Genomic DNA, 25428 nt, shown 5'->3' with positions numbered 1-25428 from the left:
CGGAGATCAACCGCGAAGCGCGAGGACGAACGGCAGGACCTCGGTCGCGCCGGCCTGCCGGAGGATGCGGGCGGCGACGGTCAACGTCCATCTGCTGTCGGCCTGGTCGTCCACGAGCAGCACCGGCCCCGGCGGTATGTCGAGCCCCTCCGCGGTGAAGCGATCCCAGAGTCCGGCGAGCCGGAACGCGCTGTTGCCTCCTGGCTGACCCGTCGGGCCGCCGGCCACCGGTTGGAGCGCGCCGATGAACGGAAGGCGCCCGACCTCGGCGAGCCCGCGAGCGAGGGAGTCGACCAGCAGCGGGCGCGACCTCGACGGCATGGCGACGACGGCGACCGGGCGCTCGGCCCAGCCCCACTCGGCGAGCACCCGCACGCACCCGGCGAGCACCTGCGGCGACACGGGCGCATCGGCGACTCCTGCCGCGAACAGCTCGCGCAGGGTGCCGCCCCAGCCGAGATCGGTGAGGCGCGCCAGCGCCCGGCCCTCGCCGGCCTGCTCGGCGGGGCCGATCCGCCCCTTGACCGGCGCTCCGAGCCGATCGGCGCCGGTCGGCCACTGACGACGCGGGTCGATGGCGACGCCGACCCGGTCGAGCGATTCGGCGGCCGTCGCGTTCGCCGTCGCCTCGATGTCGGTGGGGAACCAGGTTCCGGCGCAGTTGTCGCACCGCCCGCAGGGTACGGCAGTGTCATCGTCGAGGGAACGCTGGAGGAACTCCATGCGGCATCCGTTGGTCTGCTCGTAATCGATCATGTGCTGCTGCTCCGCCACGCGCTCGGCCGCGATGCGCGCGTAGCGTTCGGCGTCGTAGGCCCAGGGCTCACCGGTGGCCACCCAACCGCCCTGCACCCGGCGCACGGCACCATCGACATCGAGCACCTTCAGCAGCAGTTCCAGCGGCGTCCGCCGGATGTCGACCATCGCCTCGAGCGCCGGTGTCGAGACCGGAGCGTCGCCGAGCGCGGCGATCACTCGCTCGGCGCGCTCCTGGTCGGGCATCGACGCGGTCGCGAAGTAGTGCCAGATGTCGCGGTCCTCGGTGCCGGGAAGCAGGAGCACGTCGGCGCTGTCGCTCGCACGCCCGGCACGGCCGACCTGCTGGTAGTACGCGACAGGTGACGACGGGGCTCCGAGATGCAGCACGAACCCGAGGTCGGGCTTGTCGAAGCCCATGCCGAGCGCGCTCGTGGCGACGAGAGCCTTCACCTCGTTGCGCTTCAGCATCCCCTCGGACACCTCGCGCTCGTCGGTGTCGGTCTGCCCCGTGTAAGCGCGGACCTCGTGGCCGCGTTCGCGCAGAAGACGCGCGGTGTCGACGGCCGCCGCCACGGTGAGCGTGTAGATGATCCCGGAACCGGGCAGGTCATCGAGATGACTGAGCAGCCATGCCAGTCGGCTCGGAGAGTTCGGCAGGCGCAGCACCCCCAGGCGCAGGGATGCCCTGGCGAGCGGACCGCGGATGGTGAGCACGTCGGCGTCTTCTCCGGTGCCGGTACCGAGCTGCTCCGCGACATCGGCCACGACGCGGCTGTTCGCCGTCGCCGTGGTGGCGAGCACCGGCACCTCGGCCGGCATCTGCGCGATGAGGTCGCGGAGTCGCCGGTAGTCGGGACGGAAGTCGTGCCCCCAGTCGCTGATGCAGTGCGCCTCGTCGACGACGAGCATGCCGATGCGCCTCACGAGGGCGGGCAGCTGCTGCTCACGGAACGCGGGATTGTTGAGCCGCTCCGGCGACACCAGCAGCACGTCGACCTCGTCGCGGTCGAGCTGCGCGAGCACGTCGGCCCACTCATGGGCATTCGTCGAGTTGATCGCCACCGCTCGCACCCCGGCCCGCTCGGCGGCGGCGATCTGGTCGCGCATGAGCGCGAGCAGGGGCGAGACGAGCACGGTGGGGCCGGCCCCCTGCCGGCGCAGCAGCAGGGTCGCGACGAAGTACACCGCGGACTTGCCCCAGCCGGTGCGCTGCACGACGAGCGCACGGCGGCGTCCCTCGACCAGCGCCTCGATCGCCTCGTACTGCCCGTCGTGGAAGTCGGCGTCAGGGCGTCCGACGAGTTCACGCAGCGCGGCGAGAGCAGCGCTGCGTGTGTCAGCGGGAGGCAAGGGGGAGGTCATGTCCCCACTCTGCCTCACGCGACCGACATGTCCCTCCGGCTCGGAGTTGCGGAGATGCCCGGCTCAGCCCGCGAGGGGACGCAGATGGCCGCATCCGGCCCATCGAGGCGACAAACTGCGACCCCGCCCCACAGCGAGGGGTCGCAGTTGGTCGCATCCCGCGTATCGACGCGGCAAACTGCCTCCCCTCGTGCAGATGGCCCTCCATGAAGATCGCGTGCCGAGGCCAAGTTCCGCTCGCCGGGACCACCCCGAAGTCAGCCGCGCTGCGTCGCCTCGGCCAGCACTGCGGATGCGGCGGAGCGAGCATCCGCCGCCGAGGACGCCGCGAGAACGGCGTCGGCGGCCCTGCGGCAGGCCTCTTCCGTCGCATCGGCGAGTGCTGCGGCGACGCGACCCAGAGCCCGCGGGGTCATCGACAGGCTCGTCGCGCCGAGGCCGACCAGTACCGGTGCGAGTGCGGGGTCTCCCCCGGCCTCGCCGCACACGCCGACGGGCTTCCCGGCCGCGCGACCCGCGGCCCCCACGGCTCCGATGAGGCGCAGCACCGCCGGCTGCCACGGGTCGTTGAGATCGCCCAGATCGCTGAGCAGGCGATCGGCGGCCATCGTGTACTGGGCTAGATCATTGGTGCCGATGCTCACGAAGTCGACGACCTCGAAGAGCTCGGCCGCCAACAGCGCGGCCGAGGGCGTCTCGATCATGATGCCGACCCGTTCGAGGCCGGCTTCCCGGCACCGGGCGGCGAAGTCGCGCGCCTCGTCGACTGTCGACACCATCGGCGCCATCACCTCGACCTGCGCCGACTCCGACGATGCGGCGAGCGCCAGGGCACGCAGCTGATCGTCGAGCAGCGCCGGCGAACGGCGGGCGATGCGCAGCCCGCGAACGCCCAGCGCCGGGTTGTCCTCGTGGTCGGCGTTCGCGAACGGCAGCGGCTTGTCGCTGCCGGCGTCGAGCGTGCGCACGACGACCTTGCGCCCCCCGAACGCGGCGAGTACTCCACGATATGCGGCGACCTGCTCATCGACCGTCGGGGCATCGTTGCGGTCGAGGAAGCAGAACTCCGTGCGGAAGAGTCCGACGCCCTCGGCGTGCGCGGTGGCGGCCGCCTCGGCATCCGTCGCCCCTCCGACGTTGGCGAGCAGGGGGATCGCCCGGCCGTCGGCCAGCGCCCCGGCGCCGTCGAACGCGACGACCACGGACGCCGCTCTGGCATCTTCGATGCGCGATTCCGCGGGATCGATCTCGACGGTGCCGCGGTCTCCGTCGACGAGGACGGTCATCCCCGCCGGGATCCCGGCGGCTTCGGCCACCCCGACCACGGCCGGCAGTCCGAGGGAGCGCGCGATGATCGCGGTGTGCGAGGTCGGGCCGCCCTGCTCCGTCACCAGGGCGACGCAGCGACCACCCTCGAGCGCAGCGGTGTCGGCCGGCGCGAGGTCTGCGGCGACGAGCACGAAGGGCTCATCGCGCACGGGAATCCCTGGCATCTCGAGGTCGAGGATCTCGGCGACGATGCGGTCGCGCACGTCGCGGATGTCGGCCGCGCGCTCCGCCATCCGTCCGCCGAGCTCCGCGAGTCCGCGTTCGTGCGCAGCCGCGGTCTCCCAGACGGCTCGCGCGGCGGTCAGCCCCTTCGTGCGCACGAGTGCGGTCGCCTCCGAGACCAGCTCGGGATCGGATGCCAGCAGCCGGGACGCGTCGAGGATCGCCCGCGCTTCACCCGAGGCATCCGCGGTGCGAGAGCGCAGCTCGTCGGCGACGGCCACCGCCGCCCACTCGATGCTCATCGCCTCGGCGGCGCGCTCGGCGGCCGCGATGACGACACCGCTCTCGGGCTCGGGGATGGAGGGCGCAAGATGCACGACAGATGCCGCGACCACCCCCGCACTCACGCCGCGCCCGCGCAGCACCGTGCCAGAGACGATCGGGGCCGACTGCTTCGGCGCCGTCGGCGCCGATGGGGCCGACACGCGCTCCGGCATGTCTGTCCCCTCCCCGAAGCCATCGTCGAAGAGCGCGGCGAGGCGGTCGAGCGCCGCTTCACCCGCGGGGCCGGTCGCACGGAGCTCCAGGCGCTCGCCCTGCCTGGCGCCGAGCATGAGCAGCCGAGAGAGGCTCGCGGCAGATGCTTCCGGCCCGTCGGGCAGCCGGCGCAATCGCACCCGGGCCCCCGCGGTCGCCTCCGCGATGAGTGCAGCAGGACGCGCGTGGATGCCGAGAGGATTGCGCACCCTGACGATCCGCGACACCGCATCCGGCCCGGTGAAATTGTCAGAACCCGGGGGTTCGGCTGCCTCGATGGCTGGCGCGTCAGGAACCGGGTCCCCGAGCTGACCTGTTTTCGCTCCGAGCGCTGCTGTCGCCTCCTCGGCGACCGCGTCGAGCGCCGACCCGGCCGCAGCCGACACGACGGCCGCCAGCAGTCCTTCGACGAACGGTGCCGGCACGAGCCGCACCGGTACGTCGCTGGCTCGCAGCTCCAGGGCGAACTCGGCACTGAGCACCGCCGAACCGAGATCCATCAGCACCAGGACGCCGTCGCAATCGTCCGCGAGCTCGTCGATCGCCGCCGCCACCGCGACCGCGTCGGTCCCGAGGATCGGAGTGCCGTCGGCATCCATCCCCGCCCCCGCAGCGACCTGCACGCGCACGCCACCGCCCGGCACCATCTGCAGGGCGAGCTCGAGAGCCGCCTCTCCGAGCCGAGCACTGTGGGAGACGGCGACGATGCCGATCATCAGGACGCGATCGCCGCGGCGAGGGTCTCGAACAGGATCGCCGTGGATGCGGCGCCCGGGTCGAGGTGCCCGGTGCTGCGCTCTCCGAGATAGCTCGCCCTGCCCTTGCGGGCCACGAGCGGGAGGGTCGCATCACGGCCGGCGGCGGCCGCATCCGCCGCGGCACGCACGCCGTCGGCGAGACTCGCGCCACCTGCGATCGCCGCGTCGAGTGCATCGACCGCCGGGGCCATCGCGTCGAACATCGTCTTGTCGCCGGCTTCGGCCTTGCCGCGGGCGACGATGCCGTCGAGTCCGGCGCGCAGGGACGCGGCGAGCGCCGCAGCATCCAGCTCGGTCACCGGCCCTGCCGCCATGCCCATCCGCAGGAACAGCGTGCCGTAGAGCGGACCGCTGGCGCCGCCCACCGAGCTGACGAGGGTCATGCCGACGGTCTTGAGCAGCTCATCGACGGTGGCGGGCGCTCCGGCATCGAGCTTCTCCACCACCGCGTTCATGCCCCGCGTCATGTTCGCTCCGTGGTCGGCGTCGCCGATGGCAGAGTCGAGTTCGGTGAGCCATTCGCGCTTCTCGGTCACGGCCTCGCGGTAGCGCGAGATCCAGTCGAGAAGCGTCTTCGTGTCGATCGTGTCAGTCATGTTTTTCTTTCACAGGTCGTGCGGTCACGGCTCCCGTCGCAAGAACGCCCGGAATCCGACGCCCTTTCCGGGCTTTTCGCGACGGGAAAGGTTCGGTCAGATGCCCCAGCGGAGTCCTGGGGTGTTCACGGGCGCGTCCCAGAGGCGCAGCAGTTCGTCATCGACCTTCAGGACCGTGACCGAGCATCCGGCCATGTCGAGGGAGGTGATGTAGTTGCCGACCAGGTTGCGCACGATCTGCACCCCCGCCTCCTCGAGCAGAGCGGCGACCTCGGCGTACATCAGATACAGCTCGATCTGCGGCGTGCCGCCCAACCCGTTGAGCATCACGATCGCGGGTCCGGCGAAATCGAGATCGGCGAGGATCGGCTCGACGAGCTGGCGGGCGATGTCGGATGCCGGAGCCAGGGGCTCACGGTGACGACCGGGTTCGCCGTGGATGCCGATGCCGATCTCCATCTGATCCTCGGGCAGGTCGAAGGTGGGCTTGCCTGCGGCCGGCACGGTGCAGCTGGTGAGGGCCATCCCGATCGAGCGTCCCTGGCCGTTGATCCGCTTCGCGAGTTCCACGACGGATGCCAGGTCCTGCCCCTCTTCGGCGGCGGCACCCACGAGCTTCTCCAGCAGCACGGTGAGTCCGACCCCGCGGCGACCAGCCGTGTAGAGCGAGTCCTGTACGGCGACGTCGTCGTCGACGATGACCGTACCGACCTCGATGCCCTCCATCGAGGCGAGCTCGGCGGCCATCTCGAAGTTCAGCACGTCACCGGTGTAGTTCTTCACGATGTGCAGCACACCGGCTCCCCGGTCGACCGCCTTCGTGGCGGCCTGTACCTTGTCCGGTGTCGGAGAGGTGAACACCTCGCCGGCGACGGCGGCATCCAGCATCCCGACCCCGACGAAACCGCCATGCAGCGGCTCATGCCCGGAGCCGCCGCCGGAGAGCACCGCAACCTTGCCCTGGGCCTTGGGCGTCGCGCGCGTGATGACGTGGTTCTCGAAGTCGACCGCGAGTTCCGGGTGAGCCAGGCTCACGCCCCTCAGCGACTCGACGAGCACATCTTCCGGCGCGTTGATGAGCTTCTTCATCGTGCGATCTCCCTTGATCTCGATTCCGAAGAAATCGGAACGCTTTTCGTTAATGTCGAATATGCTCGGGCTGAGTCGGGTTGTCAAGACCATCCTGAGAACCGACGCGAATACCCGGTTCGATGACGAACCGGAGGGAGGATGGATCCGTGATCCAAGCCATCGACCGCGCCGCGAAGGTGCTCGAGCTGCTGCAGGGCGCCCGCCATCTCGGCATCACCGACCTCGCGACCGCATTGAAACTGCCGCCCTCCACCGTTCACGGCATCGTGAAGTCGCTCCGCGAGCACGGTCTCGTCGCCAAGGAGCGCGGCGGACAGCGATACATGCTCGGCCCGACGCTCCTCCGGCTGAGCAATGTGTACCTGGACACCCTCGATGTGCGTGCGCGGGCGATGCGATGGACGCAGGAGCTCGCCAGACGCACCAATCTGTCCGTACGCCTCGGCGCTCCGCACTTCCATGAGGTGCTCGTCATCCACCACAACCTGCGCCCCGACGACAGCCAGCAGATGCTCGAGACCGGCGTCGCCATCCCCGCACACGCTTCCGCGATGGGAAAGGTCCTGCTGGCCTACGACGTCGGCTTCCAGCACACGGTCTTCGAGCAGCCGCTGCGCAGCCTCACCGGCGACACGATCACCGACATCGCGCGATTGACCCTCGATCTGCCCGCGATCGCCGAGCGGGGCACGGCGACCGAAGTCGACGAGGCCGTGCTCGGCGAGTCATCCGTCGCCGCTCCGATCGCCGATGCGTCGAATGACATCGTCGCCGCCGTCGCCGTGGTGATGCCGTCGACCCAGCTGCCGGCACCGGATGCCGTGCTCGATGCGCTGCGCGAGACCGCCCGCAACATCTCGCGCGAGCTCGGGGCCACGACCTGGCCGCCGCGCATCGCACCGCCCGAGGATTCTTAGCGAAGGAACCGGCGGGAGCACCCGTCGCGTGACGCGAATCGGCAGGTGCCCGGACGATCGCGGCCCGCTATACTGCTCGCAATCTGTCCTGCCGACTCCCGTGTGCCATGGACAGCTGCCTTCACGAAAGGCACCGATGCCTTATGCCCGATCTGGTCACCGCGCGTCCGCGCCATGCCGTGGATGAAGACGGGAACATGCGGGTTTCCGCTGACATCGACGGCGCCGCCCCATTGTGGTTCTCGGTCGCGGCGGATGCCGAGGAATTGCTCGCCGACCGGGCAGACCATGTGGCCGTGGCTCTGCTGCTGCCGGCGATGCGTTACGGACGTGATCTCCGCGTCGGTGGCGTGGTGACAGACAGTCTGCTGCACAGGCTGAACCATGACCTCCAGGCGCTGGTGCGAGCCGTGCACTCGAATTACCAGACGATTGCCGTCACAGCTGACGAGACGATTCCCGCCGGCGAGGCCCCGACCGGAGTCGCGACGGGCTTTTCGGGCGGTGTCGACAGCTTCGCCACGCTGACGGAGTACGCATCCGCCGCAGGGGTGCCGGAAGCGTTGCGGGTGACGCATCTTCTGAACAACAACGTCGGGGCGCACGGCGAGGGGGGCGAGAGTCTGTGGCGAAGGCGATTCGAGGCGCTGCGGCCCGTCGCCGCGGAGCTCGGCCTGCCGTTCATTCGTGTCGACAGCAACATCGATGTCCACTATCCACGGATGGGCTTCATGCAGACAGCGACATTCCGCAATGCCGCGGTCATGCATCTTCTCGGGGGCGGCATCGGACGCTGCTACCACGCATCCGAAGGGGCGTACCGGAATCTGCGGATGCCACCACCGCACGGCGATATCGGCCTGGTGGGGGCGATGACGTTTCCACTGCTGTCGACGGCGGCGCTGACGGTGGAGTCCACGAGTTCGGGCATGTCCAGGATCGAACGAACGCTGGCGCTCGTCGGCAGCCCGTACGCGCGCTATCTGGATGTCTGCATCGACGCGGACCCGAATCGGACAACCAACTGCTCCCGATGCTGGAAATGCATGCGCACGATGCTCACGCTGGAGATCGCCGGACGTCTTGACGAGTTCGTTCCCGTGGTCTTCGTCCGTGCGCCGTATGAGCGACGGCGCTGGCAGTACTACGCCGAACTGTTGTCATCGAGTGAGCCGAACGATAGAGAACTCGTCGAGTACGGCGACAGAAACGGCTGGCGCTGGGGTGCGGCCGCCCGCGGCCGGGCTACAGCTCGCCGCGCCAAGCGCTGGGCACACGACCTGGCGCGGGCGACCCGATGACGTCGCCGAGGCGGCGATTCCCCGCCGCCTCTCCGACGTAGAGGCGCAGGTCGGCACCCGCGCGGCGTCTTCGGCGGCCGACCGCCACCACCACGACGATCTGCCGTACGGCGCCGAAGCCCTCCGCCGAACCGCGCCCCTGTGGCGCGACGCTCCGCCTCGACTAGCGTGGAAACGTGATCACCCGCGAACTGGCCAAGGCAGTGCGAGCGGAAGCAGACGCCCTGCTGCCCGAGCTGATCGCGCTCCGCCGCCGACTGCACGCGACGCCGGAGATCGGATTCCACCTTCCGCAGACGCAGACTGCCGTCCTGGAAGCGCTCGAACCCCTCGGCCTGGAGATCACGACGGGCACGGATCTGAGCTCGGTGACAGCCGTGCTGCACGGATCCTCGGCCGGCCCTTCCGTTCTGCTGCGCGCCGACATGGATGCCCTGTCGATCACGGAAGCGACCGGACTGCCGTATGCCTCGACCAACGGGGCCATGCACGCATGCGGTCACGACATGCACACCGCCGGACTCATCGGCGCCGCCCGACTCTTGACGGCGAGACGGGCTGAGATCGCCGGCTCGGTCGTCTTCATGTTCCAACCCGCCGAAGAAGCCGGCGGCGGAGCGCCCCTGATGATCCGAGACGGTGTGCTGCATGCCGCTGGAGTCCGCGTCGATGCCGCCTACGGCATGCATGTCGGACCCGGGGTTCGCGGACTCTTCCAGACGAGGCCGGGCCCGATCATGGCCGGCTCGAACGCGGTCAAGGTCCGCATCCGTGGCCGGGGCGGTCATGGCGCCCGCCCGCACCTCTCGGTGGATCCCGTGCCGGCGGTCGCCGAACTCGTCCTGGCGCTCCAGAATTGGGTGACCCGCCGCTTCGACGTCTTCGACCCCGTGGTGCTCACCGTGACGAAGCTGTTCGCCGGCGAAGTCCTCAACGTGATCCCAGACGAAGCCGGTTTCGCGGCGACCCTGCGCACCCTTTCGACCGCCTCGATCGAGACGGTCCGGAACGAGCTTCCCGCCTTCGTCGAGCGCATCGCCGCCGCCCACGGGTGCACGGCCGAGGTGGAGGTGATCGTCGGATACCCGGTGACGGTGAACAGCCACGCCGAAACCGCCTCCGCGATCGGGACTCTGCGAGGGATGTTCGGCGACGAACGCGTCGAGGAGCTCGCCTCGCCTTTCATGGCATCCGAGGACTTCTCTTACGTGCTCAACGAGGTTCCGGGAGCATTCATCTTCTTCCGAACGACACCGGCCGACCTCGACCCCGCCGAGGCGGAGGCGAATCACTCTCCGCGCGCGGTCTTCGACGATGGCCTGCTCGCGGATCAGGCTGCCGCGATGGCAGCGCTCGCCCTGAGCCATGTCGGCCGAGCGGCGGTGCCGGCATGATCACCCGTGACCTCGCCATCGCGCTGCGAGATGCCGGCCTGACCTGGCTTCCCGACAGCGGCGACCGTTTCCAGCTCGATCTCCCGGACGATGTCGAGCACGAAGCCGAGGCCGAGATCTTCACGGTCAGCGAGATGACGATCGAGGCGCGGCGGACGCCGAGCGGCACCGACCTCGCCTTCAACGGCACGACGGAGTGGGCACTGGACGCGGTCACGCTCGAGGATGCCGTGTGGCTGCCTCGCGAGGATCAGCTCCGCGAGCTCCTCCGCGGAACATTCCGCCGCCTCGTCCGCCTCGAAGACACTTTCCTCGTAGAGATCGAGATCGCCGGTGAGTCGCTGGAGTTCGAGCATCCGGACCCCTCGGAGGCCTACGGGAACGCGCTCCTAGAACTCATATCACGCTCACTATGAGCCGTTCTTCGTGAAAGACCGGCCGCGGACCTCGGCGACCGTCGCGCCGGTCTCGTCGACGACGGTGATGTCGTAGAGGCCCGTGCGCCCGCGCCGGACTCGGCGTTCCGCGGTCGCGGTCAGCCGCTGGCCTGGCCGCGTGGATGCGAGGAAGGAGATGTCGGCGCCCTGCGCCACCGTCGTGTTCTCGTCCTCATTGCAGGCGATCGCGAACGCCGTATCGGCGAGAGCGAAGACGAGACCGCCGTGCGTGATCCCGAATCCGTTCACCATGTCGGCGCGCACGATCATCGACACCACCGCACGCCCCGGCTCATCGAGGTGCACCACCATGCCGAGCGCCGCGGATGCGACATCCCGGCGCAGCATCGGGCGCAACGCCTCAGATGCCGTCCCGATTCCTGCCGGCAATTCGTCAGCCGCCATCGTGCACCTCCCGAAGGCTCGCATCTTGAAGGGCGAATCCTTCTATGCAAGAATAACCTAACGATCGGTCAGTAAAGAAGCACCGAAGCTCAGGAGTCGATGATGACCAGCCCCGCAGACCTCTCCGTCGTCGAAGACGAGACGTCGGAGCAGCAGCGCCTGTTCGACGACCTCATCGCGCACGAGCAGCGCATCGAGCCCCGCGACTGGATGCCGGACGCCTACCGCAAGACGCTGATCCGCCAGATCTCGCAGCACGCGCACTCCGAGATCATCGGCATGCAGCCGGAAGGCAACTGGATCACCCGCGCGCCGAGCCTGAAGCGCAAGGCGATCCTGATGGCAAAAGTCCAGGACGAGGCCGGCCACGGCCTCTACCTCTACTCCGCAGCGCAGACGCTCGGCATCACCCGCGACGAGATGATGGACCAGCTCATCTCCGGCAAGGCGAAGTACTCCTCGATCTTCAACTACCCCACCCCGACATGGGCGGATATGGGTGCGATCGGGTGGCTGGTCGACGGCGCGGCGATCTGCAACCAGGTGCCGCTGTGCCGCGCTTCGTACGGGCCGTACGGCCGAGCGATGGTGCGGGTCTGCAAGGAGGAGTCGTTCCACCAGCGCCAGGGCTTCGAGATTCTGCTGAGCCTCATGCAGGGCACCGACGAGCAGCGGCAGATGGCCCAGGATGCCGTGAACCGCTGGTACTGGCCGAGCCTGGCCATGTTCGGCCCGCCCGATGACCAGTCTCCGAACTCGGCGCAGTCGATGGCCTGGAAGATCAAGAGGTTCTCGAACGACGACCTGCGCCAGCGCTTCGTGTCGATGCTCGTGCCGCAGGCCGAGATCCTCGGGGTCACGCTGCCGGACCCGGAACTCCGTTTCGACGACAGCACAGGGCAGTACGAGATGGGTGAGATCGACTGGGACGAGTTCTTCGAAGTGCTCCGCGGCAACGGACCATGCAACGCCGAACGTCTCGAACGACGCCGCACGGCGCATGAAGACGGTGCATGGGTGCGCGAGGCCGCCGCCGAGTACGCCCGGAAGCAGGCTGTCCGCGACGAAGGGAAGGTCGCCTGATGACGACGCCAGGGGCTGTTCCGTCCGAGCCGTGGCCGCTGTGGGAGGTCTTCGTGCGCGCGAACCGCGGACTCAGCCACGTCCACACGGGCTCGCTGCACGCGCCGGATGCCGAGATGGCCATCCGCAACGCCCGCGATCTGTACACCCGACGCGGCGAAGGCGTCTCGATCTGGGTCGCGCCGGCGGATGCGATCACGACGAGCGACCCGGATGCCAAGGGCGCATACTTCGAGAGCCCGGCAGGAAAGAACTACCGGCACGCGGTGTACTACACGGCATCAGAGGGGGTGCCGCACCTATGAGCCTCCATGAGATCGACTCCCCCCACGGCGACGTGATGGTCGAGGAACTCCGCCTCGCACAGGAGCTCGCGGGGACCGGCGCGAAGGCCGCTTCCGCCGACGTCGCCGAGTACGCGCTGCGGCTCGGCGATGACGCGCTCATCCTCTCCCAGCAGCTCGGCGCGTGGATCTCGCGCGCCCCGGAGCTCGAGGAGGACGTCGCTCTCGGCAACATCGCCCTCGATCTGCTCGGCCACGCCCGCTCCTTCCTGCACTACGCCGGCTCCTTCGACGGACGCAGCGAAGACGACCTCGCTTATTTCCGCGACGAGCCGGAGTTCCGTTGCACGTGGATCGTGCAGCAGCCGAACGGCGACTTCGCCCAGACCATCGCCCGCCAGTTCGTCGTCGCGACGTACATGTTCGAGCTCTACTCCGCGCTGCGGACGAGCAGCGACGAGACATTCGCGGCGATCGCCGCGAAGGCCGTCAAAGAGGTCGACTACCACCGCGATCACGCGGTGCAGTGGGTGCTGCGCCTGGCCGGCGGCACTGCGGAGTCGCGCACCCGCATCATCCGGGCCATAGGCGATGTCTGGCCGTACGTCGAGGAGCTGTTCCGCGACGACGACCTGATCGACCGCCTCGACGAGGCAGCCGTGCGTCCGTCGACCCTGCGTGCCGGCTTCGACGCCGTCGTCGACATCGTGTTCGCCGACGCCGAGCTGTCGGTGCCCGCCGTCTCCGCTTCATCCGCCGGAGGACGGCAGGGCGCGCACTCGGCCCCGCTCGGGCACATCCTCGCCGAGATGCAGGTGCTCGCGCGACGGCATCCGGGGGCGACATGGTGACGCAGACGCACATCTCCCGGTCGTCGAGCGACGCCTCCACTCGTACGTTGAGCGAGCGGAGCGAGACGAAACGCGCCTATCCGACGCTCAACGACCGGGAAGCCTGGCGCATTGCCGCGGCCATCGCCGACCCGGAGGTCCCGGTGCTGACCATCGAAGATCTCGGCGTGCTGCGCGCCGTCGAGGCCGACGGCGACCACGTACGCGTGGACATCACGCCGACATACAGCGGCTGCCCGGCGATGGACACCATCCGCGACGACGTCATCCTCGCGCTCACCGCCGCCGGCTTCGGCGACGTCGAAGTGCGCCTGGTCCTCGCCCCCGCGTGGACGACCGACTGGATGTCGGATGCCGGCAGGCGCAAGCTCGCCGAGTACGGCATCGCCCCGCCCTCCGGCCGTGCGGCGGTCAGCACCGGGCCGATCCGACTCGCGATCAGCGTCCGCTGCCCGCGCTGCGGATCGCTCGACACCCACGAGGTCTCCCGCTTCGGCTCCACCTCATGCAAATCGCTCTTCGGGTGCCGCGCGTGCCTCGAGCCCTTCGACCACTTCAAGGTGCATTGAGATGTCGCTGTTCACCTCCGCCCCGGCGTCCGTCGGCACACCGCACCGCGAGCGGACCCCGCCACCGGCGAAGAAGCGCGCACGCTTCCACACCCTCGCCGTGCAGGACGTGCGCCCGCTCACCGACGACGCCGTCGAGGTCACCTTCACCGTCCCGGCAGCACTCGCCGACGAGTACGACTATCTCCCTGGCCAGTACGTCGCCCTGCGCACCACACTCGACGGCGCCGAGGTGCGCCGCTCCTATTCACTGTGCCGCGCGCCCGAGCACCGCACGCCCGAAGACCGCTCTGCCGCGATCGACACCCGCCTGAGCGTCGCCGTCAAGCGCGATGAGGGCGGCCTCTTCTCGACGTGGGCGCAGACGCAACTGCGCCCGGGCGACGAGATCGACGTGATGAGCCCGCAGGGCACTTTCACCTCGGCGCTCGGCGATCTCGATCATCGGCATGTCGTCGGCATCGCCGCCGGTTCCGGCATCACCCCCCTGATGTCGCTCGCCCACACCGTGCTCGCGGCGTCAGACACCGCCCGCTTCACGCTCGTGTACACGAACCGTTCGACGCTCGACGTGATGTTCCTCGAGGACCTCGCCGACCTCAAGGATCGCTACCCGACGCGGCTCACCCTGCACCACGTGCTCTCCCGTGAGCAGCGCGCGGCGCCGGTGCTGTCCGGGCGGATCGACGAGGAGAAGCTGCGCACGATCCTGGGCGCGCTCATTCCTCCGGCGACGGTGGACGAATGGTTCCTCTGCGGCCCGCTCGCCCTGGTCGACCTCTGCCGCGAGGTGCTCGCCGATGTCGGTGTCGCCAGGGAGCACATCCGCTTCGAGCTGTTCACCACCGGAGATGAGCCGGTGCGCGCAGCCCGCCCCGTGCAGGTGCGCGCCGGCGAGAAGACGGTGCGGATCGAGGTGACTCTCGACGGCGTCTCCTCCACCGTGGAAAGCCCGGTCGACGCGCACGAGTCGGTGCTCAATGCCGCGCTCCGCGTGCGCCCGGATGCTCCGTTCGCGTGCGCCGGAGGCGTCTGCGGCACCTGCCGCGCACGCGTGGTCGAGGGCAGCGTGACGATGACGGAGAACTACGCCCTGGAACCCGACGAGCTCGCCCGCGGTTTCGTGCTCACCTGCCAGTCCCATCCGACCAGCGACCGCCTGGTCGTCGACTACGACGTGTGACTCGGAGGAACCCATGATCGAACTCTCCATCGCCGACGACATCGCCACCATCGTGCTGAACGCACCCGAGCGGCTCAACGCCCTCGACGAGCAGGCACTGCACGGCCTCGGCGTGGCCTACGACGAGGCCAAGGCGGCAGGCGTCCGTGCGCTCGTGCTGCGAGGCAAGGGCCGCGCATTCTGCGCCGGCCGCGACATCTCCGACGTCGACCCGCGCAATGATGACGTCATGGGCTACCTCGGCGGCCTCGTCACACCGCTGCTGCAGCGCATGTCTCAGTTTCCCGCGCCGACGTTCGCCGTGGCGCACGGTGCGTGCCTCGGCGTCGGCCTCGGCCTACTCATCGCCACCGACGTCGTCTACGTCGCAGAGTCGGCGAAGATCGGCTCGCCGTTCGCCGCTCTCGGCGCGACGCTCGACTCCGGCGGGCACGCGCTGTTCCTCGATCGCCTCGGTGCGCACAAGACGCTCGATCTGATCTACACCGGCCGTCTGATGAGCGGCACCGAAGCGGTGGAGTCCGGCCTGTTCTCCCGCGTGCTGCCCGACGACGAGGTCGTGTCGGCGACGTCGGATGCGGCGACGAAAGCCGCCCGCGGCGCGACCGCGGCGTTCCTCGCCAGCAAGCGCCTCATCGCTCGCATCCGCGACGAGCGCCTCGCGCTCTGGGAGTCAGTCGACGTCGAGAATGCCGCCCAGGCCGCGCTCTGCGAGACTGCCGACTACCGCGAGGGGTTCGCGGCGTTCCAGGAGAAGCGCAAGCCGGAGTTCACCGGGCGGTGACGTCGATCACAGGTGCGGCACGCCTGGCGCGCCGACTGTCCTTCTCCTCCGGGAACAGCGCCCGCAGCACTCGGACCCAGCGGGTTCGGTTGCGCGGCCGTGGCACGGAGCGTCCGGCGAGAAGGTCTTCGACATTGTCGAGCAGCTCTTCGAGCACGGCGTCATGCAACGGGATGAGTGCGACGAGCAGAACCCGCGACGCCCGCTGGATCATGAGCTCGTGAACGAGTTCATCCCCCTCGCGGCGAAATTCGTGGAAGCCCTCGAGCTGCGGCATCGTGCAGGCGAAGCGGAAACGCGAGTCCTCAACCTCCGAGACGACGTAGCGCACGGCGCCATGCCCACCGGATGACCCCACTGTGATTCCTCGATCGAGCAGCATCGGGTCCCACCCGTCCGCCGGCCATACGCGGCTGCTCGGATCGGCGACGCGGAGCGCCAGCTCCCAGGCGGCGTCGATGTCGGAGTATCGGCGCCGATGCACGTTGCGGATGCCGGTCGCGGTTCGTGTGGTCCAGGTCATGCGAACACCGTAGCAGTAAACGAATCTGTATTCTAGAATTAATCCTCGCTACACATCCTCGACGCGGGATGATTGAATCGCCGTGTGCCTCGCCCCTCTCGCTTCACCACCGATGACGTGCTGGATGCTGCATTGCGGGCCGTGGTCGAGAACGGCCGCGACGCCACCATCTCGATGATCGCCGACCGCATGGGCGGTCCCGTCGGATCGATCTATCACCGATTCGGATCACGCGAAGAGATCCTGGTGCGGCTCTGGCTGCGCTGCATCCGACGTTTCCAAGCGGGCTTCATCCGCGCGGCGGAAGAACAGGACGACACGTTCGAGGCGCTCCTGGCGTGCGCGGTGTCCATTCCGCGCTTCTGCGCCGAGCATCCCGATGAAGCGGTCGGCCTGTCCCTCTACCGGCAGGAGCTGCTCCTGGCGACCCTCCCCTCCGGAGCCCTCCGCGACGAGGTCGCGGAGCTGAACATCGGCGTGATCGACCTGATGACCAGGCTCGCGCGGCGGCAGTACCCCGACGCACAGGACGCCGTGGAACGCGTCGATCTCGCCATTCGAGTGATCCCGTACGGCATCGTGCGCGGCCTGCTCGGCCGCCCGATCCCTGCCCTGATCGAACCGGCCGTGATCGCCGCGGCGAAAGCGGTTCTCTCCGACGAGACGGCCGCGACCGCCCGGTGGCATCCGGGAGCACCTGCGCCCACCGCCTGAGACCGGCGAGAAGGGAGCGCCGCGCGCGCGGTCTCGCTGCGCCGCCCCGGATGTCGGATGCCGGTGGCAGAATGCGGGGATGATGCTCGCCGATGCCGTCACCACGACCGAGGAGGTCGCGACGACCTCCTCGCGACTGGCGAAGATCGAGTCCGTCGCCGGGCTGCTCCGGCGCGCCGCTCCCGACGAGATCCTCCCGCTCACCGGGTTGTTGCTGGCAAGCCCTCGCCAGGGCCGGCTCGGCGTCGGCTGGCGCGGGATCTCCGCCCTCGATGTCACGCACGCGGATGCTCCGACACTGAGCATCACCGACGTCGATGCCGCCCTGACCGCTCTGGCGACGGTCCTCGGATCCGGATCCGCGGCCGCGCGGAGCAGGCATCTCTCCGAGCTCGCTGCCCGAGCGACGGCCGAGGAGTGGGATTTCCTCGCCCGCGCCATGCTCGGCGAGCTGCGCACAGGTGCACTCGGGGGCGTGCTGCTCGACGCCATCGCTCGCGCCGCCGACCGCGATCCGGCGACTGTCCGCCGTGCCGCGATGCTCTCCGGCGACCTGGGCGAGACCGCTCTTCTCGCCCTCACCGGAACTGCCGAGCAGCTCGACGCCGTCGGGCTCGTGGTCGGTCGTCCGGTACTGCCGATGCTCGCGGCCACCGCGGCGACTCCCACAGCCGCGTTGGAGATCACCGGCGACGCATCCGTCGAGTACAAGCTCGACGGCGCCCGGATCCAGGTCCACCGCCGCGGCGACGATGTCGGCGTCTTCACCCGCAGCCTCGCTGACATCACCCACCGCGTACCCGAGATCGTCGAGATCGTGCGCGGTCTTCCCGCGCGCGACCTCATCCTCGATGGCGAGACCCTGTCGCTCGATGAAGACGGCGGGCCACGACCGTTCCAGGAGACGATGTCGCGGTTCGGCGCCGATGTCTCCCGCGAGCTCGTCCTGCGCCCGTGGTTCTTCGACCTGCTGCACCTCGACGGACGGGATCTCATCGACGAGCCGCTCGCCGTTCGCCTCGCCGAGCTCGACCGCGTCGCGGGCGACTGGCGCATCCCCGGCATCATCACCGATGACCCCGATGCCGCCGAGCAGTTGTCCCGCGACGCCCTCGCGGCCGGGCACGAGGGCGTCGTCGTCAAGTCGACCGAATCGCCGTACATCGCAGGGCGCCGCGGCAAGTCCTGGGTCAAGGTCAAGCCGGTGCACACCTACGACCTCGTCGTGCTCGCCGCGGAGTGGGGCTCCGGCCGGCGGCGCGGCTGGCTGTCGAACATCCACCTCGGCGCCTACGACCCCGAGGGCGAGTTCGGTGAGCCGGGCGGATTCGTCATGGTCGGCAAGACCTTCAAGGGGCTCACCGACGAGTTGCTGCGGTGGCAGACCGAGACCTTCCCCGAGCGAGAGACCCACCGCACCGGAGCCGCAGTGTTCCTCCGCCCTGAGGTCGTCGTGGAGATCGCGATCGACGGTGTGCAGCGCTCACCGCGCTACCCCGGCGGCATCGCCCTGCGCTTCGCCCGCGTGAAGCACTACCGTCCGGACAAGGCGCCGGCAGACGCCGATACCATTCAGACGCTGCGCACCCTGCTTCGCGGATGAAGAACTGACGCGTTATGCCGAAGGCGGCAGGCCCAGGTCCTCTTCGCGCACCGTTCCCTGGAACGACCAGGGAAAGTTGATCCAGAGGTCGGTGTCCTTCCAGGCGAAGTCCGGCTGGATGATCGTCGACGGCTTGGTGTAGATCGTCACCGAACGGACATCCGCCCCCTTCTCCTTGAGCAGCTGCACCGCGAGAGCGAGCGTGCGACCGGAGTCGGCGACGTCGTCGACGAGCAGCACCCGGCGCCCGTCGAGGTAGGCCATGTCGAGCTCGGGTGGCAGCACCTCCGGTGCGTCGAGCACGGTGCCGATGCCGGTGTAGAACTCGACGTTGATGGCTCCGCAGTTCTTGGCTCCGAGACCGTAGGCGATGGCGCCGGCCGGGAGCAGACCCCCGCGCGCGATCGCCACGACGACCTCCGGCTCGAAGCCGGCCGCGAGGATGCTCCGCGCCAGATCGCGCGTCGCCGTGCCGAAGCCGTCCCAGGTGAGCGTCTCGCGCTCGTTCGATGCATCACTCACGGTGTCGCCCTCTTCTTCCGCCGTCGGTCTGTGAGTACAACTCTGGCATGCACGCGCACGGTGAGCGCGGAAACTCATTCCAGCCGGGTCAGCTCCACCGATACGAACAGTTCCGAGGCGCTGGGCCCCGCGTACACACCGCGAAGTGGAGCCACATCGGCATACTCGCGTCCGTGGCCGACGTAGACGTGGGATTCGCCGATCTCCGTGAGGTTCGTCGGATCGTATCCGCGCCACTCGCCGGAATACCATTCCACCCAGGCGTGGGATTCGCCGACGACCGGCTGCCCGATCGACGCGCTCAGATCAGGGTGCAGATAGCCCGAGACATAGCGTGCGGGGATGCCGGCCGCTCGCAGCACCCCCAGCGCGACATGCGCGATGTCCTGGCATACGCCGGAACGCGCAGCCCACGCGTCACGAGCGGTGGAGTTCACGCCGGTCACCCCGCTCCGGTACTCCATCGCCTCACCGACCGTGCGACAGATCTCGAGAGCCGTCTCATCGAGGCTGCCGCCCTCGGCCTCGATGCGCAGGGCGAGATCGAGCATGTCCGCGTCCGGGGCGGTCGCCGGTGTCTGTGCGACGCACTCCGCGAGCGACAACGAAAGCGGAATCCGCGCGGCGACCTCGTCCCAATCCAGGCGCAACCCAGAGGGCGGGACGGGCCGCACGTCCACGACACTTGTCGCCGTGACCGACAGCATCTGATGAGGGACGAGCACCTCGAAGGTCGATACTCGCGTGTCCCAGTAGTCCGCATACGAGTGCTGCGCTGCGGTGGGCGATATCTCCAGGCCCGCCTGCAGAACGAACTGTCCCTCCCTCGAATGGGGCAGCATCCGCGCCTCGTTGTAGGAAGCCGTCGCCGGCTGCTCGTAGCGAAATCCCGTCCGATGAACGATCCGCAGCCGGCTCACAGTGCCTCTCCGATCCACACCGGCATCGCGATCGACGGGAAATACCGTTCTCGGACCGCATCGCTCGCCATCGACACCCCTACCTGGACTTCTTCCATGCTCTCGGAGAGGCGGTAGACGATGTCGCCGATCGGCCGATACTCCAACTCCGAACGCATCCGACCGAGAACCCGATGTGCGCTGTGCGGTACCCCGAACGCGCTGGTCGGATCGATTCCGCGTAAGCACTCCTCCGCCTGCAGCACGCTCGACAGGACCGACCGCGGGAACAGTCGATCGACGAGCAGGAACTCCACTGCCGACGCTGCCGTCGGCACCGCTCGATGGCTTCGCAAGTGCGCCTCGTATGCCCCACAGCTGCGCAGCAGGGTGGTCCAACTCGGTCCGCTCGCGTCGGTGAGGGACCGCGTCGCGAGCAGCCGCGCGGTCATGTCGGCCCGCTCGATGGATCTCCCGAGCACGAAGAAGTGCCATGCCTCGTCCCGGCTGGTCGACGAGTCCACCACTCCGAATGCCAGCGCCGACCTGTCGCGCACCCAGCGGAAGAACGGATGCGTCTTGTCGGAGGCGATGCGCCGCGGCATCCGGGCGTGCGATTCGTTGAGCGTCTCCCAGAGATCGGTCGAGATGATCTCTCGTGCCCGTCGCGCGTTCTCCCTCGCCGCGACGATCGAGTGCCCGATCGACGCCGAATGCTCGCGGTCGAGTGCGAGCAGACGCATCACGTCGTCCCGATTGAGGGGCGTCTCATCGTCGACCGTGGTGCCCATGACGGACAGCAGCGCGCGACAGGCGGTGTCCTCATCCACCCACGGATCCTCCAGCAACAGCTGAAGATGCACGTCCAGAATGCGAGCGGTGCCATCGGCCCGCTCGATGTAGCGGCCGATCCAGAACAAGGCCTCGGCGATGCGGCTCAGCATGTCGGCTCCTCGCGCTGCTGCTGTTGCTGCTGCTGTTGCTGTTGCTGCCGGACCTCGACGTCTTCGTCCTGCGGCGAGGAGAGGAACGGTGTGTGCGGTTCGAGGCGCGCTGGCGCGACGACGGTGATCGCCCCTGTCGCGAGTGAGACTTCATCGGACGCCGGGTCCGGCTCACCCGCGACTGTCGCCGTCGGTCCCGTCAGCAGTGAGGGATCCAGCACCCAGGTGTCCTTCGAGCCTCCGCCCTGACTCGAATTCACGACGAGCTGCCCTTCCGGCAACGCCACCCGGGTCAACCCGCCGGGAAGCACCCAGACGTTCTCGCCGTCGTTCACGGCGAAAGGTCGCAGATCGACGTGCCGCGGACGGAAGCCGTCCTCCACCAGTGTCGGGATCGTCGACAACTGAACCACGGGCTGTGCGATCCAGCCGCGCGGATCGGCAAGGAGCGAACGGCGCAACTCGTCGAGAGTCTCTCGCGACGCATCCGGCCCGACGACGAGCCCCTTGCCGCCGGAGCCGTCGACGGGCTTCACGACGAGCTCGTCCAGCCGATCGAGCACTTCCTCCAGTGCTTCGGGTTCTTCCAGTCGCCATGTGTCGACGTTCGGAATGATCGGATCTTCACCCAGGTAGTACTTGATGAGCGCGGGAACGTAGGTGTAGACGAGCTTGTCGTCGGCCACCCCGTTGCCCACGGCGTTCGCAATGGTGACGTTACCGAGCCGAGAAGCGAGCATGAGCCCGGGCGCCCCCAGCACAGAATCCGGCCGGAAGTGCTGCGGATCGAGGAACTCGTCATCGACCCGTCGATAGATGACGTCGACCCGGGTGGGACCGGCCGTGGTGTGCATCCAGACACGTCCGCCTGAGCAGAAGAGGTCCCTGCCCTCGACGAGTTCGATGCCCATCATTCGCGCGAGCAGCGTGTGCTCGTAGTAGGCCGAGTTGTGCACGCCAGGTGTCAGCACGACGACCGTGGGGTGATCCACGCCCTGCGGTGCCGCCGCTCGCAGCGCCTGCAGCAGGCGGCTCGGGTAGTCGACGACGGGCCGGACACGGAGGCTGGTGAACAGTTCCGGAAGGGTCTGCGCCATCACTCGGCGATTCGCAAGCACATAGCTGACGCCGCTCGGGACCCGCACGTTGTCTTCGAGCACCCGCCACGCGCCGTTCTCGTCGCGGATGAGGTCGATGCCGGCGACGTGGATGCGCACACCGTTCGCACCCACGATTCCGGCCGCCTGGCGGTGAAAGTGCGTGGACGAGCTGATCAGGGAACCCGGAATCACACCGTCCTGCACAGCGAGCTGCGGACCATAGACGTCGGCGAGGAAGGCCTCCAGCGCACGGACCCGCTGCGCCACACCGGACTCCACATAGCGCCAGTCGTCTGCAGCGAGCACGCGAGGCACGACATCGAGCGGAAACGGTCGCTCTTCTCCGGCGAAGTCGAAGGTCACGCCCTGCGCAAGATAGGAGCTCGCCAGCGCGTCGGTGCGCGCGCGAAGCTCCGCGTCATCCATCGCGGCCAGCGCGGGGTACATGTCCCGATACGGGCCGCGCACCTCCGCGTCGCCGGGAAGCACCTCCGCCGGAAACATCTCGTCCCATGCGCGGGCCCCGGGCCCCGCCGGGCGGCGGCGGGTGGTGTATCCGTTGAACAGCGACTCCATGGCGGCATGCTCCCGCGCCGCGGTTTCGCACATGTTACGGCGTGAAGACGGTGCGGCGACAACGCCGACCACGGTAGAATTCGGGTGTCCGGTACGACGTTTGCCGGTGTCCGAAAAAGGGGCACGAAGCGCTTCGCGAAGATGCGAAGGCGAGACACATACGGATCCCATCGTTCTCCGTTCCGTCTCGAAAGGCTTTCGCATGCCCACCGTCTCCGCACATGTCGCGCTCACTCTCGCCCATCACACCGACGCCGTCTTCGGGGTGATGGGCAATGGCAACGCCTACTTCCTCGACGCGATCGAGAGGCAGACGGATGCGGTGTTCACGGCCGTCCGCCACGAGCAGGGCGCCGTCGTCGCCGCTGACGCGCACTTCCGCGCGTCCGGGCGGATCGCCGTAGCGACCTCGACCTACGGCGCCGGATTCACGAACACCATCACCGCTCTGGCCGAGGCCGTGCAGGCACACGTGCCGCTCGTGCTCGTCGTCGGAGATGAGCCGACGTCGGGGCCCCGCCCGTGGGACGTCGACCAGATCGCCCTCGCCTCGGCCGTCGGCGCCCGTACGTACACCGTGGGCCGCGCGGATGCCGCAGCCACCACCGTCATCGCGATCGAGCACGCCCTGACCTACCGGGTGCCCGTGGTGCTGGCGATTCCCTACGACGTCGCCGCGCTCGAGGCCGGCTGGGTGCCGGCAGCACCGGCGCCTCGCATCCCGGCTCCGCTCGCTCCGAAGGGTGAGTTCGCCGCAGGGATGCTGAAGGAGATCGCTGCTGCGCTGCGCGATGCCGAGCGCCCGTTCCTCCTCGCCGGTCGCGGCGCGTGGCTCGCCGGAGCCCGCGAGGCGCTGGGCGCGCTGGCCGACGCGACGGGCGCTCTCACCGCGTCGTCAGCCCTTGGCCGCGGTGTCTTTCCTGCCACCGAATACGACCTCGGCGTCACCGGCGGCTTCGGCGCCGACGGTGCAATGTCGCTCATCCGCGAGGCCGACGTTGCCGTCGTGTTCGGCGCATCACTGAACCAGTTCACGATGCGCTTCGGCGAGCTGTTCGCGCCGGGAACCCGCATCTTCCAGGTCGACATCGCGCCCGCCGCCACCCACCCGCACGTCGGCGGCTTCGTCCGCGGCGACGCCCGGATCGTCGCCGAGAGGCTCGTGCACCTCGTACGGAAAGTCGGACGCTCCGACGAACACCCCGGCGAGAACGCTTCGGGAACCGGTGGGTCGGACGCGGCATCCGACGTTTCGATCGCCAGCACCCCGTGGCGGGAGAGCGTCGACGTGGCGTCGGCTCGCGCCTATGCGCCGGGAGACGACCTCGCTCCGGACGGACGCCTCGACCCGCGTTCCGCCGCCCGCCGCATCGCCGAGCTGCTGCCGAAGGATCGCGTCGTCGTCTCCGACGGCGGACACTTCATCGGCTGGGCGAACATGTACTGGCCCGTCGAGTCCCCCGACCGGATGATGATGATCGGCACCGCGTTCCAGTCGATCGGGCAGGGCTGGCCCAGCGTCGTCGGAGCCGCGCTCGCCCGCCGCACGTCGACGGTGGTGCTGACGTCCGGCGACGGCGGCGGACTCATGGCGATCGCGGACCTCGAATCCGCGGTCCGTGCGGCCGGGGGCCGTGGAATCGCCGTGGTCTGGAACGACGCCGCCTATGGCGCCGAGGTCAATCTCTACGGCCTCAAGGGGCTGGCCGAAGGTCCGATGCGGATTCCGGAGGTGGATTTCGCCGCCTTCGGTGCAGCCGTCGGGGCCGAGGGCGTCGTGGTGCGGACGCTGGCGGATCTCGACCGGCTCGCGACCTGGGCAGAGGAGGATGCCGCATCCCGCCGCTTCCTGCTGCTCGACCTGCGCATTTCCGGTGACGTCGTCGCTCCGTACCAAGAGGAGATCATTCGCGTGAACTCCTGAGGAATCAGGGCCCCAGCCGCGACGGTCAGTTCAGCCGCTGCTGCAGGTGGACTGTGATGGTGTCGCCGACGTGCTTCTTGAGCATTCCGCGCAGCTTCGCGGCGACGGGGAGTTTGTGGGTGCCGTCGCCGAGCGCCATGAATGAGCTGGTGAACGGGATTCCGTCCATCGTTCCGGCGACCTTGACGAGGCCGCGAGTGCCGAAGTAGTCGGCGGAGTCGTCGAGTTTGACGTACGTCCAGCCGCCCTTCGCATCGCTCTGGAGCAGCTCTGCGCGGAAAGTGCGGTCGATCGGACCAGGACCGGTAGCAGTGGACATGACAGGTTCTCCTTCGTTTCGGTAGATGCCGGGTTCGTCGGACTTCGCGTCAGTGGATGAGCCCGAGGATGAGCGCCACGAGCAAAAGCTTGAGCAGCCAGTCTCCGGCGTGGATGGCGGCGGTCTGCCACGGCACCCGTTCCCAGATGATCGATCCGGTGAGCAGGACGAGCGGAAACGCGACCCAGAGCACGAGCGCGAGCAGCACCGAACCGGGCAGCGACAGCATCCCCGCTTGCGCGGCGATCCACGCGAACGCGCCGCCGACGACCGCCGTGCGCAGCAGTTCCGTGACGATCTTCCACGGGGCAGGTTTGCCACGATCCACCATCCGGTCACCGAGCGCACGCTGCTCGATCGGCGCGGTGACGATGTAGTAGACGGAGCTGAGGATGAAGGCCGCGACAGCGGCGACGGCGATGCCCAATACGATCATGATGACCCTCCTTTAGTACTACTCAGTACTGTAAGCCAGGATGCGGGTACTGTCCAGTACTATTT

The 25428-nt window shown here is 68.7% G+C and carries 25 protein-coding genes and 1 pseudogene; 13 read left to right on the top strand and 13 right to left on the bottom strand.

Annotated elements, in window-relative coordinates:
• Nucleotides 1-6 precede the first annotated feature (6 nt).
• From MRBLWH12_RS01240 to dhaK, 5 genes and pseudogenes are all read right to left on the bottom strand, one after another.
• Nucleotides 7-2121 (bottom strand): RecQ family ATP-dependent DNA helicase, encoded by a 2115-nt coding sequence (locus tag MRBLWH12_RS01240; RefSeq protein WP_363545216.1) that lies wholly within the window; start codon nucleotides 2119-2121, stop codon nucleotides 7-9.
• A gap of 257 nt (nucleotides 2122-2378) precedes the next feature.
• Nucleotides 2379-4109, bottom strand: coding sequence for a phosphoenolpyruvate--protein phosphotransferase (gene ptsP / locus MRBLWH12_RS01235; protein WP_414685030.1), 1731 nt, complete (start codon nucleotides 4107-4109; stop codon nucleotides 2379-2381).
• 36 nt (nucleotides 4110-4145) lie between these two features.
• Nucleotides 4146-4865, bottom strand: a pseudogene (locus MRBLWH12_RS18810) (HPr family phosphocarrier protein); the annotation flags it as partial.
• Nucleotides 4865-5503 (bottom strand): dihydroxyacetone kinase subunit DhaL, encoded by a 639-nt coding sequence (gene dhaL / locus MRBLWH12_RS01230; protein ID WP_363545210.1) that lies wholly within the window; start codon nucleotides 5501-5503, stop codon nucleotides 4865-4867. The pseudogene MRBLWH12_RS18810 and the gene dhaL, both read right to left, overlap by 1 nt.
• A 96-nt stretch (nucleotides 5504-5599) precedes the next feature.
• On the bottom strand, nucleotides 5600-6592 hold the full coding sequence (dhaK, locus tag MRBLWH12_RS01225; RefSeq protein ID WP_363545207.1) for a dihydroxyacetone kinase subunit DhaK: 993 nt from the start codon (nucleotides 6590-6592) through the stop codon (nucleotides 5600-5602).
• A 149-nt stretch (nucleotides 6593-6741) separates the two neighbouring features.
• Here dhaK and MRBLWH12_RS01220 point away from each other — a divergent pair, with 149 nt between their 5' ends.
• The 4 genes from MRBLWH12_RS01220 to MRBLWH12_RS01205 all read left to right on the top strand — a co-directional run bounded on the left by MRBLWH12_RS01220 (nucleotide 6742) and on the right by MRBLWH12_RS01205 (nucleotide 10623).
• Complete coding sequence (locus MRBLWH12_RS01220) at nucleotides 6742-7512, top strand: IclR family transcriptional regulator (protein ID WP_341975541.1); 771 nt, start codon at nucleotides 6742-6744, stop codon at nucleotides 7510-7512.
• 143 nt (nucleotides 7513-7655) lie between these two features.
• Nucleotides 7656-8813: a hypothetical protein gene (locus MRBLWH12_RS01215; RefSeq protein WP_363545204.1), complete on the top strand. Its 1158-nt coding sequence runs from the start codon at nucleotides 7656-7658 to the stop codon at nucleotides 8811-8813.
• A gap of 176 nt (nucleotides 8814-8989) precedes the next feature.
• Nucleotides 8990-10207 (top strand): M20 metallopeptidase family protein, encoded by a 1218-nt coding sequence (locus MRBLWH12_RS01210; RefSeq protein WP_363545201.1) that lies wholly within the window; start codon nucleotides 8990-8992, stop codon nucleotides 10205-10207.
• Nucleotides 10204-10623: a pilus assembly protein CpaE gene (locus MRBLWH12_RS01205; protein WP_363545198.1), complete on the top strand. Its 420-nt coding sequence runs from the start codon at nucleotides 10204-10206 to the stop codon at nucleotides 10621-10623. The genes MRBLWH12_RS01210 and MRBLWH12_RS01205 overlap by 4 nt, the downstream gene beginning before the upstream one ends.
• Here the strand turns inward: MRBLWH12_RS01205 and paaI are convergent.
• On the bottom strand, nucleotides 10618-11049 hold the full coding sequence (gene paaI, locus MRBLWH12_RS01200) for a hydroxyphenylacetyl-CoA thioesterase PaaI (RefSeq protein ID WP_363545196.1): 432 nt from the start codon (nucleotides 11047-11049) through the stop codon (nucleotides 10618-10620). The two genes, MRBLWH12_RS01205 and paaI, sit on opposite strands and share 6 nt — an antisense overlap.
• 102 nt (nucleotides 11050-11151) lie before the next feature.
• Between paaI and paaA the strand changes: the two genes are divergently transcribed.
• The 6 genes from paaA to MRBLWH12_RS01170 are packed head-to-tail and all read left to right on the top strand — an operon-like array spanning nucleotide 11152 to nucleotide 15803.
• Nucleotides 11152-12132 (top strand): 1,2-phenylacetyl-CoA epoxidase subunit PaaA, encoded by a 981-nt coding sequence (paaA, locus tag MRBLWH12_RS01195; protein ID WP_363545193.1) that lies wholly within the window; start codon nucleotides 11152-11154, stop codon nucleotides 12130-12132.
• Nucleotides 12132-12437: a 1,2-phenylacetyl-CoA epoxidase subunit PaaB gene (gene paaB / locus MRBLWH12_RS01190; protein WP_341975547.1), complete on the top strand. Its 306-nt coding sequence runs from the start codon at nucleotides 12132-12134 to the stop codon at nucleotides 12435-12437. The genes paaA and paaB overlap by 1 nt, the downstream gene beginning before the upstream one ends.
• The gene (gene paaC / locus MRBLWH12_RS01185; protein ID WP_363545190.1) at nucleotides 12434-13267 is read left to right on the top strand and encodes a 1,2-phenylacetyl-CoA epoxidase subunit PaaC; all 834 of its coding nucleotides are present in this window, start codon (nucleotides 12434-12436) and stop codon (nucleotides 13265-13267) included. Before paaB ends, paaC begins: the two co-directional genes overlap by 4 nt.
• Entirely contained in the window at nucleotides 13261-13836 is a 576-nt protein-coding gene (gene paaD, locus MRBLWH12_RS01180) for a 1,2-phenylacetyl-CoA epoxidase subunit PaaD (protein WP_363545187.1), read from the top strand. The genes paaC and paaD overlap by 7 nt, the downstream gene beginning before the upstream one ends.
• Nucleotide 13837: 1 nt before the next feature.
• Complete coding sequence (gene paaE / locus MRBLWH12_RS01175; RefSeq protein ID WP_363545184.1) at nucleotides 13838-15019, top strand: 1,2-phenylacetyl-CoA epoxidase subunit PaaE; 1182 nt, start codon at nucleotides 13838-13840, stop codon at nucleotides 15017-15019.
• Between the two features lie 13 nt (nucleotides 15020-15032).
• Complete coding sequence (locus MRBLWH12_RS01170; protein ID WP_363545181.1) at nucleotides 15033-15803, top strand: enoyl-CoA hydratase/isomerase family protein; 771 nt, start codon at nucleotides 15033-15035, stop codon at nucleotides 15801-15803.
• On the opposite strand, the gene MRBLWH12_RS01165 is transcribed toward MRBLWH12_RS01170, so the two are convergent.
• The gene (locus MRBLWH12_RS01165; RefSeq protein WP_363545179.1) at nucleotides 15790-16326 is read right to left on the bottom strand and encodes a hypothetical protein; all 537 of its coding nucleotides are present in this window, start codon (nucleotides 16324-16326) and stop codon (nucleotides 15790-15792) included. The genes MRBLWH12_RS01170 and MRBLWH12_RS01165 overlap by 14 nt on opposite strands.
• Before the next feature lie 84 nt (nucleotides 16327-16410).
• Between MRBLWH12_RS01165 and MRBLWH12_RS01160 the strand changes: the two genes are divergently transcribed.
• Together MRBLWH12_RS01160 and MRBLWH12_RS01155 are read left to right on the top strand one after the other, a co-directional pair.
• Nucleotides 16411-17040, top strand: coding sequence for a TetR/AcrR family transcriptional regulator (locus MRBLWH12_RS01160; protein WP_363545176.1), 630 nt, complete (start codon nucleotides 16411-16413; stop codon nucleotides 17038-17040).
• A 79-nt stretch (nucleotides 17041-17119) separates the two neighbouring features.
• On the top strand, nucleotides 17120-18643 hold the full coding sequence (locus tag MRBLWH12_RS01155) for an ATP-dependent DNA ligase (RefSeq protein WP_363545173.1): 1524 nt from the start codon (nucleotides 17120-17122) through the stop codon (nucleotides 18641-18643).
• A gap of 12 nt (nucleotides 18644-18655) precedes the next feature.
• Here the strand turns inward: MRBLWH12_RS01155 and MRBLWH12_RS01150 are convergent, their stop codons facing one another.
• The 4 genes from MRBLWH12_RS01150 to MRBLWH12_RS01135 form a co-directional block, all read right to left on the bottom strand.
• A complete protein-coding gene (locus MRBLWH12_RS01150) occupies nucleotides 18656-19165 on the bottom strand; it encodes a phosphoribosyltransferase (RefSeq protein WP_341975555.1) in 510 nt (169 codons plus the stop codon).
• Nucleotides 19166-19239: 74 nt separating this feature from the next.
• On the bottom strand, nucleotides 19240-20085 hold the full coding sequence (locus tag MRBLWH12_RS01145) for a transglutaminase family protein (protein ID WP_363545171.1): 846 nt from the start codon (nucleotides 20083-20085) through the stop codon (nucleotides 19240-19242).
• Entirely contained in the window at nucleotides 20082-21008 is a 927-nt protein-coding gene (locus tag MRBLWH12_RS01140; RefSeq protein WP_341975557.1) for an alpha-E domain-containing protein, read from the bottom strand. The genes MRBLWH12_RS01145 and MRBLWH12_RS01140 overlap by 4 nt, the downstream gene beginning before the upstream one ends.
• The gene (locus MRBLWH12_RS01135; RefSeq protein WP_363545169.1) at nucleotides 21002-22684 is read right to left on the bottom strand and encodes a circularly permuted type 2 ATP-grasp protein; all 1683 of its coding nucleotides are present in this window, start codon (nucleotides 22682-22684) and stop codon (nucleotides 21002-21004) included. The genes MRBLWH12_RS01140 and MRBLWH12_RS01135 overlap by 7 nt, the downstream gene beginning before the upstream one ends.
• Nucleotides 22685-22886: 202 nt before the next feature.
• Here MRBLWH12_RS01135 and MRBLWH12_RS01130 point away from each other — a divergent pair, with 202 nt between their 5' ends.
• Nucleotides 22887-24608: a thiamine pyrophosphate-binding protein gene (locus tag MRBLWH12_RS01130; protein ID WP_363545166.1), complete on the top strand. Its 1722-nt coding sequence runs from the start codon at nucleotides 22887-22889 to the stop codon at nucleotides 24606-24608.
• A gap of 25 nt (nucleotides 24609-24633) precedes the next feature.
• Here the strand turns inward: MRBLWH12_RS01130 and MRBLWH12_RS01125 are convergent, their stop codons facing one another.
• Both MRBLWH12_RS01125 and MRBLWH12_RS01120 read right to left on the bottom strand, forming a co-directional pair.
• Complete coding sequence (locus MRBLWH12_RS01125) at nucleotides 24634-24927, bottom strand: DUF1905 domain-containing protein (protein WP_363545164.1); 294 nt, start codon at nucleotides 24925-24927, stop codon at nucleotides 24634-24636.
• Nucleotides 24928-24976: 49 nt separating this feature from the next.
• On the bottom strand, nucleotides 24977-25363 hold the full coding sequence (locus MRBLWH12_RS01120) for a DUF1761 domain-containing protein (protein ID WP_363545161.1): 387 nt from the start codon (nucleotides 25361-25363) through the stop codon (nucleotides 24977-24979).
• Between the last annotated feature and the right edge of the window lie 65 nt (nucleotides 25364-25428).

This window comes from Microbacterium sp. LWH12-1.2 (genome assembly GCF_040675825.1).
GTDB lineage: Bacteria > Actinomycetota > Actinomycetes > Actinomycetales > Microbacteriaceae > Microbacterium.
Note: the sequence above shows the minus strand (reverse complement) of the source record. Positions and strands in the feature narration are given on the sequence as shown.

What these genes read in the sequence shown, in the direction of transcription:
- MRBLWH12_RS01240 (WP_363545216.1), bottom strand. Translation starts at nt 2,121, where the DNA reads ATGACCTCCCCCTTGCCTCCCGCTGACACACGCAGCGCTGCTCTCGCC.
- ptsP (WP_414685030.1), bottom strand. Translation starts at nt 4,109, where the DNA reads ATGCCGGAGCGCGTGTCGGCCCCATCGGCGCCGACGGCGCCGAAGCAG.
- dhaL (WP_363545210.1), bottom strand. Translation starts at nt 5,503, where the DNA reads ATGACTGACACGATCGACACGAAGACGCTTCTCGACTGGATCTCGCGC.
- dhaK (WP_363545207.1), bottom strand. Translation starts at nt 6,592, where the DNA reads ATGAAGAAGCTCATCAACGCGCCGGAAGATGTGCTCGTCGAGTCGCTG.
- MRBLWH12_RS01215 (WP_363545204.1), top strand. Translation starts at nt 7,656, where the DNA reads ATGCCCGATCTGGTCACCGCGCGTCCGCGCCATGCCGTGGATGAAGAC.
- MRBLWH12_RS01205 (WP_363545198.1), top strand. Translation starts at nt 10,204, where the DNA reads ATGATCACCCGTGACCTCGCCATCGCGCTGCGAGATGCCGGCCTGACC.
- paaI (WP_363545196.1), bottom strand. Translation starts at nt 11,049, where the DNA reads ATGGCGGCTGACGAATTGCCGGCAGGAATCGGGACGGCATCTGAGGCG.
- paaA (WP_363545193.1), top strand. Translation starts at nt 11,152, where the DNA reads ATGACCAGCCCCGCAGACCTCTCCGTCGTCGAAGACGAGACGTCGGAG.
- paaB (WP_341975547.1), top strand. Translation starts at nt 12,132, where the DNA reads ATGACGACGCCAGGGGCTGTTCCGTCCGAGCCGTGGCCGCTGTGGGAG.
- paaC (WP_363545190.1), top strand. Translation starts at nt 12,434, where the DNA reads ATGAGCCTCCATGAGATCGACTCCCCCCACGGCGACGTGATGGTCGAG.
- paaD (WP_363545187.1), top strand. Translation starts at nt 13,261, where the DNA reads ATGGTGACGCAGACGCACATCTCCCGGTCGTCGAGCGACGCCTCCACT.
- paaE (WP_363545184.1), top strand. Translation starts at nt 13,838, where the DNA reads ATGTCGCTGTTCACCTCCGCCCCGGCGTCCGTCGGCACACCGCACCGC.
- MRBLWH12_RS01170 (WP_363545181.1), top strand. Translation starts at nt 15,033, where the DNA reads ATGATCGAACTCTCCATCGCCGACGACATCGCCACCATCGTGCTGAAC.
- MRBLWH12_RS01165 (WP_363545179.1), bottom strand. Translation starts at nt 16,326, where the DNA reads ATGACCTGGACCACACGAACCGCGACCGGCATCCGCAACGTGCATCGG.
- MRBLWH12_RS01155 (WP_363545173.1), top strand. Translation starts at nt 17,120, where the DNA reads ATGATGCTCGCCGATGCCGTCACCACGACCGAGGAGGTCGCGACGACC.
- MRBLWH12_RS01140 (WP_341975557.1), bottom strand. Translation starts at nt 21,008, where the DNA reads ATGCTGAGCCGCATCGCCGAGGCCTTGTTCTGGATCGGCCGCTACATC.
- MRBLWH12_RS01135 (WP_363545169.1), bottom strand. Translation starts at nt 22,684, where the DNA reads ATGGAGTCGCTGTTCAACGGATACACCACCCGCCGCCGCCCGGCGGGG.
- MRBLWH12_RS01130 (WP_363545166.1), top strand. Translation starts at nt 22,887, where the DNA reads ATGCCCACCGTCTCCGCACATGTCGCGCTCACTCTCGCCCATCACACC.
- MRBLWH12_RS01125 (WP_363545164.1), bottom strand. Translation starts at nt 24,927, where the DNA reads ATGTCCACTGCTACCGGTCCTGGTCCGATCGACCGCACTTTCCGCGCA.
- MRBLWH12_RS01120 (WP_363545161.1), bottom strand. Translation starts at nt 25,363, where the DNA reads ATGATCGTATTGGGCATCGCCGTCGCCGCTGTCGCGGCCTTCATCCTC.